The organism is Citrobacter sp. Cb028 (genome assembly GCF_030336705.1).
Classification (GTDB): domain Bacteria; phylum Pseudomonadota; class Gammaproteobacteria; order Enterobacterales; family Enterobacteriaceae; genus Citrobacter; species Citrobacter braakii.
Map to the genome: position 1 here is coordinate 104,992 of NZ_JAOWCZ010000036.1, position 12,753 is coordinate 117,744.

The following is a 12,753-nucleotide window of genomic DNA, read 5'->3' on the forward strand; positions in this document are numbered from 1 at the left end:
ATATCAGGCCCCCTTGTCCATTCAGAGAATGTTAACCGCCCAGATACGCGCTGCGCACTGCTTCGTTAGCCAGTAACGCATCACCGGTGTCTTCCAGCACCACATGACCATTTTCCAGCACGTAGCCGCGATCGGCGAGCTTCAGCGCCTGGTTAGCGTTCTGTTCGACGAGGAAGATTGTCATCCCCTGCTCGCGCAGTTGTTCGATGGTGTTGAAGATCTGCTGGATGATAATCGGCGCCAGACCCAGCGACGGTTCATCAAGCAGCAGCAGCCGCGGCTGACTCATCAGCGCACGGCCTATCGCCAGCATCTGCTGTTCACCGCCGGACATCGTGCCCGCACGCTGAATTCGACGTTCATGCAGGCGGGGAAACAGGTCATACACCCACTTGATGCGTTCCTGAAACTGGTCCTTTTCGGCAAAGAAGCCGCCCATCGCCAGGTTCTCTTCCACCGTCATGCGGGAAAACACGCGACGCCCTTCCGGAACAATCGCTACCGCTTCGCGCATGATTTTCGCCGTCTGCCAGTCGGTAATGTCTTTACCATCAAAAACAATTCGCCCACTTGTCGCTCGCGGATCGCCGCACAGCGTACCAAGCAGCGTGGTTTTTCCCGCGCCGTTGGCACCGATAAGCGTCACGATTTCACCCTGATTGATATACAAGCTGACGTCGTGCAGCGCCTGTATCTTGCCGTAGTGGGCGCTGACTTTGTCAAAGGACAACATGACTTTTTCCATATTATGCGTCACCACCATTATGCTTCACCTAAATAGGCGCGGATCACGTCCGGGTTGTTACGAATCTGTTCCGGCGTCCCGTTCGCCAGCGGCGTGCCCTGATTCACCACGTAAATACGGTCGGAAATACCCATCACCAGCTTCATGTCGTGCTCAATCAACAAAATAGTGGTGTTGTGATGGTTACGCAGTTCAGCAATCAGCTCGTCCAGCTCTTTGGTCTCTTTCGGGTTGAGGCCTGCGGCGGGTTCGTCGAGCATCAGGATTTCCGGCTGGGTCACCATGCAACGTGCAATCTCCAGACGGCGCTGGTCGCCGTAGGCCAGGTTACTGGCCTGACGGTTGGCGTGCTCCAGCAAACCAATACGCTCCAGCCAGGTGGCGGCGCGATCCAACGCTTCACTCTGCGCGCGACGGAACGACGGGGTTTTCAACAGGCCGGAGAAGACGCCGGTTTTCAGCTGCTGATGTTGCGCCACCAGCAGGTTTTCAATCACCGTCATTTCGCGAAACAGACGCACGTGCTGGAAAGTACGCACCACGCCCATCCGCGCAATTTGTTGACCCGGCAGCCCTTCCAGATGCTGGTCGCGCAGCTTAATCGTCCCACCCGTCGGCTTATAAAAACCGGTCAGGCAGTTAAAGACCGTGGTTTTTCCCGCGCCGTTAGGCCCGATTAACGAGACGATCTCCTGTGGTCTCAGCTCCAGTTCAACGTTGTTTACCGCCAGCAGACCGCCGAAGCGCATCATCAGGCCGTTGACGGATAATAATGGCTGACTCATGCCTGCTCTCCTTTTGCTTCCCCGTTTTTCAGCTTCAACTGCGGACGGGTCATCGGCAACAAGCCCTGCGGACGCCAGATCATCATCAGTACCATTAAACCACCCAGCATTAACATGCTGTATTCATTGAAATCACGCATCAGCTCGCGTGACACCACCAGCAGGATGGCCGCGAGGATCACTGCAAACTGTGAACCCATTCCGCCCAGTACCACAATCGCCAGCACAAAGGCCGACTCGGCAAAGGTGAAGGATTCCGGGCTGACAAAACCCTGACGCGCGGCAAACAACGTACCGGCAAAACCGGCAAACGCGGCGCTGATGGTAAAAGCGGTCAGCTTGATGCGCGTAGGGTTTAAGCCCAACGAGCGACAGGCTATTTCATCTTCGCGCAGCGCTTCCCACGCACGACCCAGCGGCATACGCAGCAGACGGTTGATGACAAACAGCGAGAAGACCACCAGCAGCAGCGCCACCAGATAGAGGAAAATAACGCGGTCAGAGGGATCGTACTTCACGTTAAAGAAGTTGCTGAAGGTATCCCAGCCACCTTCACGGGCAGTACGGCTGAACTCCAGACCGAAAAAGGTCGGTTTCGGGATCTGGCTGATACCGTTCGGACCACCGGTCACTTCGGTGTTGTTGAGCAGCAGGATACGGACGATTTCGCCGAAGCCTAAAGTCACAATCGCCAGATAGTCACCGCGCAGGCGCAGTACCGGGAAGCCGAGCATAAAGCCCGCAGCAGCGGAAACCAGCCCCGCCAGCGGCAGACAGGTCCAGAAGCCGAGTCCGTAATAGTGGTTCAGCAGCGCGAAGGTGTAAGCACCGATGGCATAGAAGCCGCCGTAGCCCAGCACCAGCAGACCGGAAAGCCCCACCACCACGTTTAAGCCGAGGCCGAGGATGATATAAATCATCGTCAGCGTGGCAATATCAACCGTACCGCGCGACACCATAAACGGCCACGCCACGGCAATCACCAGCAGCGCGACCAGGAACAGCTTCTGTTTAACGGTGGAGCCATCAATCGCCGGCAGAATAAACTTCGGTCCGGAGACACTCTTCAGGCCCTTCTGGAAAGCTGGACGCAACAGTTGGAAGAGAAAAACCACGCCAGTGCCGATAAACACCCACTGCCAGCGGATATCCGCGGCGCTATCCACCACCAGTTTGGTGCCGTCAAGCTCCAACTGGACGCCCATAAAGACGCCCGCCAGGATGAAGAACATAGCGGCAGAGAGCAGCGCCATTGCAAAATGCATCGGTTTCATACTTTCTCTACCTCCGGGCGACCCAGAATACCGGTCGGCATCACCAGCAGCACCAGAATCAGCAGCGCGAATGAAACCACGTCTTTGTATTCGGTACTCAGATAAGCAGAGGAGAGCGCTTCCGCAACACCCAGAATCAGACCGCCGATCATCGCCCCAGGAATGCTGCCGATGCCGCCCAGTACCGCCGCGGTAAAGGCTTTCATCCCGGCCATAAAGCCGATATAGGGGTTAATTACGCCGTAGAACTGGCCGAGCAGTACGCCCGCTACCGCCGCCATTGCCGCGCCAATCACAAAGGTCAGCGCAATCACGCGATCGGTATTTATGCCGAGCAGGCTGGCCATTTTCAGGTCTTCCGCGCAGGCACGGCAGGCACGGCCCATACGGGAGTAACGGATAAACAGCGTCAGCGCCAGCATCGCCAGGAAGGTTACAATCCAGATAACCAACTGCATGGTGGTGATGGAAGCAGAGAAGTTTTCGCTACTGCCGACGGTCCACTGGCCGTTAAACAGGCTGGGCAGCGCCACATCGCGCGAACCTTCCGTCAGGCTGACGTAGTTTTGCAGGAAGATGGACATCCCGATAGCGGAAATCAGCGCGATCAGGCGCTTAGAGCTGCGCACGGGCCGATACGCTACGCGTTCAATGCTCCAGCCGTAGGCGCTGGCAATCACAATCGCGCCGACAAAGCCCGCCGCGACCAGTAGCCAGCTGGAATCAATACCCATCATCATTAGCGCAGCGATGATCATAAAGGAGACATAGCTGCCGATCATATACACCTCGCCATGGGCGAAGTTGATCATGCCGATAATGCCGTACACCATCGTGTAACCGATAGCGATCAGCGCGTAGGTGCTTCCCAGCGTGACGCCGTTAAACATCTGCTGCAAGAAATAGAGGAACTGCTCGGACATAAGGTAACCTTTCTTAACCCGCCCGTTTTGCACGGGCGGTGGGATAACTCGTCTTCAGCTATTACTTCGCGACGGTCGATGATCCGTCCGCGTGCCACTGGAAGACACCAAACTCAAATCCCTTCAAATCGCCTTTTTCGTCCCATTTCAGCGGCCCAATCACGGTGTCAGCCCCGTGTGCTTTCAGATCTTTCACCAGCTCCAACGGCTCTTTGCTACCGCTGCGATCCATTGCTGTCGCCAATGACTGGACGGCTGCATAAGTGATCCACACGTACGGACCGGTTGGATCTTTCTTGTCAGCTTTGAGCGCATCGACGATAGCTTTATTCGCCGGATCCTGGTCATAGCGTTTTGGCATGGTCACCAGCATGCCTTCAGCGGCATCGCCGGCAATGTTAGACAGCGACGCATTGCCCACGCCCTCAGGTCCCATAAACTGGGTATTCAGCCCGACGGAGCGTGCCTGGCGCAACATTTGTCCCATTTCCGGGTAGTAGCCGCCGTAATAAACAAAATCGATATTTTCTTTTTTCAGGCGGGCGATCAGCGCAGAAAAATCTTTTTCCCCGGCAGTGATCCCGTCAAAGAAGACGATATTGGCTTTGCCCGCTTTCAGGCTCTCCTGAACTGAACGCGCCAGGCCTTCACCGTATTGCTGTTTATCGTGAATGATGGCGATGCGTTGCGGCTTCACCTTCTCCAGAATGTATTTCGCGGCGGTCGGCCCCTGAGAGGAGTCCAGGCCCGCTGTACGCATAATGTGTGCGTAACCGCGCTGGGTAAGTTCCGGGTTGGTCGCGCCCGGGGAAATCATCAGAATGCCTTCGTCTTCATAGATATCTGATGCGGGCTGCGTGGAGGATGAGCACAGATGACCAATAACGTACTGAATGCCGTCATTGACGATTTTGTTCGCTACCGCAACGGCCTGTTTCGGATCGCAGGCGTCGTCATATTCGACGGCAACCAGTTTGTCGCCTTTGACCCCGCCTTTGGCATTGATATCTTTAATGGCCTGACGTGCGCCATTAAATTCCATATCACCCCACTGCGCGACCGGACCTGACATCGCCCCGACAACAGCGACCTTGATATCCTCCGCCATGACCGCGTGTGACATTGCCAGTGCTATCACCCCTGCGATGATTGTTTTCGCATTCCGTTTCATTTTCCTGAATCCCCATTCGTGATGATGTATATATTTTGTATTTATGTGGTTAAAAAGCAGACTGTGCTTTTTTTGAACTGTACTATTTTTACCAGTCTCGTTAATGGTTTAGCGCAGTTTTTTAAGCAAATTACGGCTAAAATCTCTATTTTTCAGTCGATTAAGAAAAGATAATATTCTGCTTTTCACTATAGATAAACAAAAAAAAGTGCATTTGTCAGCATAAAATAACGGCACAAAGAGCGGAATAAAATGCTGCATTCCAGGGTATTATCCTGCCTGTTTTTCAATCTCTACTGTTTCAATCTGTCATTGTCGTTGTTACAAAACTATTAACCTGGTTAATCGCATTAAAAAGAGAAAGCATCCGGGCGAATTATTTCGGTACACTGATTCCATCTTTTGTGATTTGGACATGCTGTTAATGAAGCTGACCATCGTTCGTTTAGATAACTTTAGCGACCAGGACCTGATTGATCTGGGCAAAATCTGGCCGGAATATTCCGCCTCATCATTAAGCGTAGATGAAACGCACCGGATCTACGCCGCACGCTTTAACGAGCGTCTGTTAGGCGCCGTGCGGGTAACCCTGAGCGGCACACAAGGCGCACTGGATTCATTGCGCGTGCGCGATATCACCCGCCGTCGCGGCGTCGGGCAGTATTTGATCGAAGAAGTGATCCGGGAAAACCCTGACGTGAGTTCGTGGTGGATGGCCGACGTCGGCGTTGAAGACCGCAGCGTGATGGCCGCATTTATGCAGGTGTTAGGATTTACGGCCCAGGAGAATGGCTGGGAGAAACGGTAGAAAACCGCCCCCAACCAATTGTATTATGAGTATTTTCCCAAGAATTTTGTGTTGCAGGCAGGCGGCAAGTTATAAAATCCCCGGAGCTTACATAAGTAAGTGACCGGGGTTGAATAACGCAGCCAACACACCTGCGGCACGAAAGGCGCCGGGAAAATCACTTGGCGTCTGTCGCCGTCCCGTTTGCATGCCAGTCAAACACGCCGAATTCGAAGCCTTTCAGGTCGCCCTTCGCATCCCATGACAGCGGCCCCATCACGGTTTCCACTGAGTTTGCTTTCAGATACTTGGCAATTTCAGCCGGATCGTCAGACTGGTTCAGACCTGCCTGCAAAGATTGCAGCGCGGCGTAGGTGGTCCATACGAATGCGCCGCTCGGATCCTGTTTCTTGGCTTTGATAGCATCTACGATGGGTTTGTTCGCTGGAACCTGGTCGTAGTTCTTCGGTTTCGTTACCAGTAAGCCTTCTGCAGATTCACCGGCGATGTTAGACAGCGACACGTTCGCTACACCTTCTGGCCCCATAAACTGGGTTTTCAGACCCGCGGCGCGTGCCTGGCGCAGGATTTGCCCCATTTCCGGGTGGTAACCGCCGTAGTAAACGAAATCGATATTCTCTTTCTTCAAACGCGCTACCAGCGTAGAAAAATCTTTTTCCCCGGCGGTGATCCCGTCAAAGAACACCACGTTGGCGTTACCCTTTTTCAGGCCATCCTGCACCGCGCGGGCCAGGCCTTCACCGTACTGCTGCTTATCATGAATAATCGCGATGCGCTGCGGCTTCACTTTTTCAACGATATATTTGGCGGCCGTTGGGCCCTGATCGGAATCCAGACCAGTGGTACGCATTACCAGGCTATAGCCGCGCGCGGTCAGCTCCGGCGCCGTTGCCGCTGGAGTGATCATCAGAATACCTTCGTCTTCATAGATGTCTGACGCAGGCTGAGTGGAAGAAGAGCAAAGGTGACCGATTACGTATTTAATCCCGTCGTTGACCACTTTGTTCGCAACCGCTACCGCTTGTTTCGGGTCACAGGCATCGTCATATTTCACCATGACCAGTTTGTCACCTTTCACGCCGCCCTTGGCGTTGATATCCGCAATTGCCTGCTCTGCGCCGGTAAATTCCTGATCGCCATATTGTGCTACCGGGCCAGACATCGCCCCGACGACGGCAACTTTAATATCCTTAGCAAACGCCATATTGCTCAAAGACAGGGCGATACATCCTGCCAATAACGCTTTACCCTTCATATTCATCCTGACAATCCCCATTATTGTGGTTATTACGTGTGTTGTGATGTTGTTGTTCAGCACTTTATTTCGATTATTGGATAGCCATCCGTGCTTTAGCAGCATACTCTGCTAAAACATACCCGATTTTTATTATTTTGGAATAGCTAAATTTGACATGCAGATAACAACCTGATGACAAATAGCATAAACGTCAGAGGAGAGGGAGAGATAAAAACAAAAAACCCCGGATTTTCATCCAGGGTTTATCAGCATTTCCAGGTCGGCGGAAGATTACGCTTCGATCGCCGCACGCAGTTTTTTCATGGCGTTCTTTTCAAGCTGACGAACACGTTCAGCAGAGACGCCGTAGCGATCGGCCAGTTCTTGCAACGTCGACTTGTTGTCTTCGTCCAGCCAACGGGCGCGAATGATGTCCTGGCTACGCTCGTCCAGACCCTCCATTGCGTGGGTCAGTTTGTTCGCGGCCTGATCTTCCCAGTTATCTTCTTCAATGCCGTCGGCAAAGTTAGATGATTTATCCTGCAGATACAGAACCGGCGCCATCGGCTGGCTGTCAGACTCGTCGTCTGAAGACATGTCAAACGTCATGTCCTGCGCCGCCATACGGGATTCCATTTCGCGCACGTCTTTGCTGGAAACACCCAGCTCACGAGCAACCATTTCAACTTCGTCCTGATTGAACCAGCCCAGACGCTGCTTGGTTTTACGCAGGTTAAAGAACAGCTTACGCTGCGCTTTGGTGGTCGCGACTTTTACGATACGCCAGTTACGCAGAACGTATTCGTGGATCTCAGCTTTGATCCAGTGCACGGCGAAAGAAACCAGGCGCACACCCACTTCCGGGTTGAAACGGCGCACGGCTTTCATCAGGCCGATATTACCTTCCTGAATCAGATCCGCCTGCGGCAGGCCATAGCCCGCATAATTACGAGCAACATGAACAACAAAGCGCAGGTGAGACAGGATCAGCGTTTTAGCTGCTTCCAGATCGCCCTGGTAATGCAGCTTTTCAGCCAGTGCCCGCTCCTCGTCAGCCGACAACATCGGCCACGCGTTCGCAGCCCGGATGTAAGATTCCAGGTTACCAACAGGGGCTAAAGCTAAATTTTGCATTTCTTTGGTCATTCAAATCCTCTCAATCTTTTCATCTGACGCGTTGGCTAAAACCATTAGCAACAACCATGCCAGAGCTTATGAGCAACGAGAATATCATTCAATCTTTTATCAGACAGTGATTTTATCCACAAGTTCCATGTCGTAATGTGTATAGATTACGCACAAAATGTGACATCACAATGAATACGCCGGGAAGAGATAACAGGGACTCTTTCCCTGCAGAGCGAACTACTCAGTGCAGGGAAAGATTATACCAGAGATTTTTTAATCGGGGGTAAAGTGGCGTAAATGTTGAACCGTGGCAAGCCAGGCTGCCACCCAGCCAATCATCGAGCACACCAGCAGTAATAACAGGCATTCGTCGAATGATAAGCCGTTGATATCAAACTTAGTTCCAAAAACCTGCGCCACCTCAGTAACCGCTGACGACAGGCGCATCACCAAAATTTCTGACAAAATTAGTGAAAGAAATGCGCCGGAAAAACCGAGCAGCGCACCGCCGTAGAGGAACGGACGCAGGATAAACCCATCCGTCGCGCCAATCAGTTTCTGCACGTTAATGGTATCGCGACGCGCAAAAATACTCAGCCGCACACTGTTACCGATGACGAGGAAGACCGCCGCTACCATCAGCACGCCAATCATCGCGGAGACGCGTCCGACAAGGCCCGTCAGCGCCGCCAGACGGGCAAACCAGCTGTCATCCATGCGCACTTCATCAATACCGTTGATTTGTGCGATACGGTCGCGCAGCGTGTTCAGCGACTCCGTGCCCTGGAAGTCCAGTTTCGGGATAACTACCGCCACGGCCGGTAGCGGGTTCTCTTCCAGCATATCCAGCGCGCCGCCAAAGCCGGACCAGTTACGGAATTCGCCCAGCGCGTCATCGCGGGAAAGATAATTCACTTTCTCCACGCCCTGCTCGGCCTGCAACTGACCAACCACCCGCGCCGCTGCATCATCATCCAGCGTTTTTTGCAAGTAAACGGTGATCTGCGGAGAAGGATAATACTGGCTTGCCGCATGGTCGACGTTCTTATAAACCATGTAGCATACGCTTGGCAGCGTCAGGGAGATGGCAATAACCATCACCGTCAGGAACGTCGCCAGCGGCTTGCTTTTCAGGTCCTGTAACGCGCCCTGGAACGCGTAGCGTACCTGCTCGTTAAAGACATTGGTTTTACGCGAGTTCGGCTTTGGCGCGGCTTTCGCCCGCTTTGGCGCGTTACGACCGCCATCTCCCGGCGCGCCGCCCGATTTACGGAAGCGATCCAGTCGGCCACCGAACTGTTTGATTTGATTAATAGCGTCACGTCTATTCATGGGCCAGGCCTCCATGCAGATGTCCATCGCTCAGAACCATTTGGCGATAGGAGCGACGGGAGATCAGGCCAATATCGTGCGTGGCCATTAATACCGTGACCCCGACGCGGTTAAACTCTTCAAACAGGCGAAGGATCCCTTCCGACAACGCGTCATCCAGGTTCCCTGTTGGTTCATCCGCCAGCAATACCGCCGGTTTATTCACCACCGCACGGGCGATGCCCACGCGCTGTTGTTCACCGCCGGAGAGCTGAATAGGGAAGTTTTTCGCTTTGTCCAACAGTCCGACCTTATCCAGCGCCGCTGACACGCGACGACGAATATCGTCCCCGCTGGCGCCCGCGATGATCAGCGGGATTGCCACGTTGTCAAACACGGTTCTGTCCATCAACAGGTGGTGATCCTGAAAAATCATGCCAATCTGACGACGCAGAAACGGCACTTCACGGTTTTTCAAACGGCTGATGTCATGCCCGCTGAAGTAGATTTTCCCGGCGCTGGGCCGTTCAATTCCACAAATCAGCTTCAGCAGGGTACTTTTCCCCGCGCCAGAGTGGCCGGTCAGAAATGCCATCTCGCCAGGCTGCATATGGAAGGTAACTCCCTGCAGCGCTTGTCTCCCACCGAGATAGGCCTTGCTGACATGTTCAAAGCGAATCATTGTTAATCCTCTCGGGCAAAAAGTGCCTCTATAAAATCGTCCGCTTTAAACGGACGTAAATCCTCGATACGTTCGCCCACACCGATATAACGGATAGGGATGCCAAACTGATCGGCAACCGAGAAGATGACCCCGCCCTTCGCTGTACCGTCCAGCTTAGTCAGGGTGATACCGGTTAAGCCCACGGCTTCATGGAACAGTTTGGCCTGGCTTATCGCATTCTGCCCGGTGCTGGCGTCGATAGTCAGCATAACTTCATGTGGCGCATCTTCGTCGAGCTTCTTCATGACGCGAACGATTTTTTTCAATTCTTCCATCAGGTGCGATTTGTTCTGCAAACGCCCTGCGGTATCAGCGATCAGCACATCTACATTACGCGCCTTCGCCGCCTGGATAGCATCAAAGATGACGGACGCGGAATCCGCGCCGGTATGCTGAGCAATCACCGGGATGTTGTTACGCTGACCCCAGACCTGCAGCTGCTCTACCGCCGCCGCACGGAAGGTATCGCCCGCCGCCAGCATCACCGATTTACCCTGCTGCTCAAACTGACGCGCCAGCTTTCCGATAGTGGTGGTTTTACCCACGCCGTTGACGCCAACCATTAAGATAACAAACGGCGTCTTGCCATCAACATTCAGCGGTTCTTCCACCTTCGCCAGAATCTCGCCCATCTCTTCTTTCAACAGGCCGTACAGCGCTTCCGCGTCTTTGAGCTGCTTACGGCTGGCACCTTCCGTCAGATTCGCAATAATCTTGCGGGTCGTTTCTACGCCCACGTCGGCGATCAGCAGTTGCTCTTCCAGCTCTTCAAACAGATCATCGTCGATCTTTTTACCACGGAACAGACTGATAAATCCGGAACCAAGGTTTTCTTTTGTTTTCAGGAGGCTGCGTTTCAGACGCGCAAAGAAACCTTCTTTCGTTGGTTTTTCCTGCTCCTGGACTCCCTCTTCTTCTGTCGGTGCTTCTACGGCAGGTTCTTCTACCGGCACCACCATCACGGCTTCTTCAGTTGCCTCAGCAGCCAGCGCCTGCGCTTCCAGCTCTTCATCAGTCAGGTGCGGTTCGTTTTCGGCTTCCTCTTCAACCGCCTCAACGATTTCCACGGTTTCCGCTTCGGCCTGCCACTCTTCGGCAGAAACCTCTTCGGTTTTCACCTCTTCCGGCAGCGGCAATTCTTCGCGTTCGATAACCGTCGCCGCTGGCGTTTCCACTACGGGTTCAGCAGCGGGTTCAGCAACCCGCTCAATCTCCGGCTGCGGTTGTTCGGCAACAGGTTCTGCTTCCGACTGCAGTTTTTCGATTTCCGCAACCTGTTCAGTCACTTCAACAACTTCAGCTGCAAAAGCTTCCGTTTCCGCCTCACTACGGGTTTCCTCGGCGTGCGGCTGTTCGTCAACGACGGTAGTTTCTTCAGCAACCGGTTGTTGTTCTTCGTTTTTTAATTCTGTCTCGTTTTCCGGTGCCTGCTCTTTTTGACCAAAGCCCAGCCAGGAAAAAAAGCCACGTTTTTTCTCTTTCGCCATTTGCGACTACACTCCCCCGCTGTTGCTTCATGGCACAGCGTCAACGCTATGTACATAGCAGCTAAAAAAATGATGAAATAGTCTATCACTTATACCCAATGAATTTCGAGTTACGTCAAGGCGGCAAGCGCACGAATCCCGATGAGCTTACTTTTAGTAAGTGATTCGGGTGAGTAAGTGCAGCCAACGAAGAGGTAACTTGAAAGGCGACGGGTTAACTTAACTCACATCACCGCCTGGAATGACACGTCAGCAGCGGATTGAGCAATAATTGAAATGAAAAAACCGAATCACTCTGGTAGCGGCCAGATCCGCATTATTGGTGGTCAATGGCGTGGCCGTAAACTCCCGGTGCCGGATAGTCCCGGTCTGCGCCCAACCACCGACCGCGTACGCGAAACCTTATTTAACTGGCTGGCCCCGGTAATGGTCGATGCTCACTGCCTGGACTGCTTCGCCGGCAGCGGCGCGCTGGGGCTGGAAGCCCTCTCTCGCTATGCGGCAAATGCGACGCTTCTGGAAATGGATCGCGCGGTATCACAGCAGCTACAAAACAATCTCGCCACGCTGAAAGCCCCCCATGCCCGGGTCGTCAACACCAATACCCTGACATTTTTGGCCCAGACGGGTACGCCGCATAACGTGGTGTTTGTTGACCCGCCGTTTCGCAAAGGATTACTGGAAGAAACATTAACTCTTCTGGAAACTCATGGCTGGCTGGCAAATGAAGCGTATATTTACGTTGAAAGCGAAGTAGAAAACGGTTTGCCGCCGGTTCCGGTGAACTGGTCGCTGTACCGCGAAAAAGTCGCCGGACAGGTCGCCTATCGCCTTTACCAACGAGAAGCACGAGGAGAACACGATGCTGATTAACCTGGGACGCCTGCTGATGTTGTGCGTCTGGGCATTTTTACTACTCAATATTTTCCAACCCTTTCCACGCCCGCTTAACATCTTCGTTAACGTCGCACTGATTTTTATGGTGCTGATGCATGGCATGCAACTGGCGCTGTTAAAAAGCACCATGCCTAAAGATGGCCCGCAGATGACCCGCGGAGAGAAAATCCGTATTTTTCTGTTCGGCGTCTTTGAGTTACTGGTTTGGCAGAAGAAGATTAAAGATCAGTTGAAAAAGTAACTGTGATCTTTTCGCCCGGCGG

The 12,753-nt window shown here is 53.3% G+C and carries 13 protein-coding genes; 3 read left to right on the forward strand and 10 right to left on the reverse strand.

From position 1 onward, the window contains the following. Positions 1-31: 31 nt before the first annotated feature. The 5 genes from livF to livK form a co-directional block, all read right to left on the reverse strand. On the reverse strand, positions 32-745 hold the full coding sequence (gene livF / locus OGV75_RS22570) for a high-affinity branched-chain amino acid ABC transporter ATP-binding protein LivF (protein WP_085951092.1): 714 nt from the start codon (positions 743-745) through the stop codon (positions 32-34). A 17-nt stretch (positions 746-762) separates the two neighbouring features. Continuing rightward, complete coding sequence (livG, locus tag OGV75_RS22575) at positions 763-1,530, reverse strand: high-affinity branched-chain amino acid ABC transporter ATP-binding protein LivG (protein ID WP_003023438.1); 768 nt, start codon at positions 1,528-1,530, stop codon at positions 763-765. Beyond that, positions 1,527-2,804 carry a branched chain amino acid ABC transporter permease LivM gene (gene livM, locus OGV75_RS22580; protein WP_016157662.1) on the reverse strand — a complete coding sequence of 426 codons (1,278 nt, stop codon included), beginning with the start codon at positions 2,802-2,804 and terminating at the stop codon, positions 1,527-1,529. Before livM ends, livG begins: the two co-directional genes overlap by 4 nt. Beyond that, a complete protein-coding gene (gene livH, locus OGV75_RS22585) occupies positions 2,801-3,727 on the reverse strand; it encodes a high-affinity branched-chain amino acid ABC transporter permease LivH (protein WP_003023435.1) in 927 nt (308 codons plus the stop codon). The genes livM and livH overlap by 4 nt, the downstream gene beginning before the upstream one ends. A gap of 61 nt (positions 3,728-3,788) precedes the next feature. Then, positions 3,789-4,898 (reverse strand): high-affinity branched-chain amino acid ABC transporter substrate-binding protein LivK, encoded by a 1,110-nt coding sequence (gene livK, locus OGV75_RS22590; RefSeq protein ID WP_016154836.1) that lies wholly within the window; start codon positions 4,896-4,898, stop codon positions 3,789-3,791. 424 nt (positions 4,899-5,322) lie between these two features. On the opposite strand from livK, the gene panM reads away from it, so the two are divergent. Beyond that, positions 5,323-5,706, forward strand: coding sequence for an aspartate 1-decarboxylase autocleavage activator PanM (gene panM / locus OGV75_RS22595; protein ID WP_016154837.1), 384 nt, complete (start codon positions 5,323-5,325; stop codon positions 5,704-5,706). Between the two features lie 157 nt (positions 5,707-5,863). On the opposite strand, the gene livJ is transcribed toward panM, so the two are convergent. The 5 genes from livJ to ftsY all read right to left on the reverse strand — a co-directional run bounded on the left by livJ (position 5,864) and on the right by ftsY (position 11,593). Next, positions 5,864-6,967, reverse strand: a complete 1,104-nt coding sequence (livJ, locus tag OGV75_RS22600) for a branched chain amino acid ABC transporter substrate-binding protein LivJ (RefSeq protein ID WP_029139730.1) — start codon at positions 6,965-6,967, stop codon at positions 5,864-5,866. Positions 6,968-7,234: 267 nt separating this feature from the next. Beyond that, a complete protein-coding gene (gene rpoH / locus OGV75_RS22605) occupies positions 7,235-8,089 on the reverse strand; it encodes an RNA polymerase sigma factor RpoH (protein WP_003023425.1) in 855 nt (284 codons plus the stop codon). Between the two features lie 255 nt (positions 8,090-8,344). Next, a complete protein-coding gene (gene ftsX / locus OGV75_RS22610; RefSeq protein WP_016154839.1) occupies positions 8,345-9,403 on the reverse strand; it encodes a permease-like cell division protein FtsX in 1,059 nt (352 codons plus the stop codon). After that, positions 9,396-10,064, reverse strand: a complete 669-nt coding sequence (gene ftsE, locus OGV75_RS22615; RefSeq protein ID WP_003023420.1) for a cell division ATP-binding protein FtsE — start codon at positions 10,062-10,064, stop codon at positions 9,396-9,398. Before ftsE ends, ftsX begins: the two co-directional genes overlap by 8 nt. A 2-nt stretch (positions 10,065-10,066) precedes the next feature. After that, the gene (ftsY, locus tag OGV75_RS22620; protein ID WP_094168852.1) at positions 10,067-11,593 is read right to left on the reverse strand and encodes a signal recognition particle-docking protein FtsY; all 1,527 of its coding nucleotides are present in this window, start codon (positions 11,591-11,593) and stop codon (positions 10,067-10,069) included. A gap of 276 nt (positions 11,594-11,869) precedes the next feature. On the opposite strand from ftsY, the gene rsmD reads away from it, so the two are divergent. Further along, complete coding sequence (rsmD, locus tag OGV75_RS22625; RefSeq protein WP_016157666.1) at positions 11,870-12,466, forward strand: 16S rRNA (guanine(966)-N(2))-methyltransferase; 597 nt, start codon at positions 11,870-11,872, stop codon at positions 12,464-12,466. Further along, positions 12,456-12,731, forward strand: coding sequence for a DUF1145 family protein (locus tag OGV75_RS22630; RefSeq protein ID WP_016154842.1), 276 nt, complete (start codon positions 12,456-12,458; stop codon positions 12,729-12,731). Before rsmD ends, OGV75_RS22630 begins: the two co-directional genes overlap by 11 nt. Positions 12,732-12,753: the final 22 nt, after the last annotated feature.

What these genes read in the sequence shown, in the direction of transcription:
- livF (WP_085951092.1), bottom strand. Translation starts at nt 745, where the DNA reads ATGGAAAAAGTCATGTTGTCCTTTGACAAAGTCAGCGCCCACTACGGC.
- livG (WP_003023438.1), bottom strand. Translation starts at nt 1,530, where the DNA reads ATGAGTCAGCCATTATTATCCGTCAACGGCCTGATGATGCGCTTCGGC.
- livM (WP_016157662.1), bottom strand. Translation starts at nt 2,804, where the DNA reads ATGAAACCGATGCATTTTGCAATGGCGCTGCTCTCTGCCGCTATGTTC.
- livH (WP_003023435.1), bottom strand. Translation starts at nt 3,727, where the DNA reads ATGTCCGAGCAGTTCCTCTATTTCTTGCAGCAGATGTTTAACGGCGTC.
- livK (WP_016154836.1), bottom strand. Translation starts at nt 4,898, where the DNA reads ATGAAACGGAATGCGAAAACAATCATCGCAGGGGTGATAGCACTGGCA.
- panM (WP_016154837.1), top strand. Translation starts at nt 5,323, where the DNA reads ATGAAGCTGACCATCGTTCGTTTAGATAACTTTAGCGACCAGGACCTG.
- livJ (WP_029139730.1), bottom strand. Translation starts at nt 6,967, where the DNA reads ATGAATATGAAGGGTAAAGCGTTATTGGCAGGATGTATCGCCCTGTCT.
- rpoH (WP_003023425.1), bottom strand. Translation starts at nt 8,089, where the DNA reads ATGACCAAAGAAATGCAAAATTTAGCTTTAGCCCCTGTTGGTAACCTG.
- ftsX (WP_016154839.1), bottom strand. Translation starts at nt 9,403, where the DNA reads ATGAATAGACGTGACGCTATTAATCAAATCAAACAGTTCGGTGGCCGA.
- ftsE (WP_003023420.1), bottom strand. Translation starts at nt 10,064, where the DNA reads ATGATTCGCTTTGAACATGTCAGCAAGGCCTATCTCGGTGGGAGACAA.
- ftsY (WP_094168852.1), bottom strand. Translation starts at nt 11,593, where the DNA reads ATGGCGAAAGAGAAAAAACGTGGCTTTTTTTCCTGGCTGGGCTTTGGT.
- rsmD (WP_016157666.1), top strand. Translation starts at nt 11,870, where the DNA reads ATGAAAAAACCGAATCACTCTGGTAGCGGCCAGATCCGCATTATTGGT.
- OGV75_RS22630 (WP_016154842.1), top strand. Translation starts at nt 12,456, where the DNA reads ATGCTGATTAACCTGGGACGCCTGCTGATGTTGTGCGTCTGGGCATTT.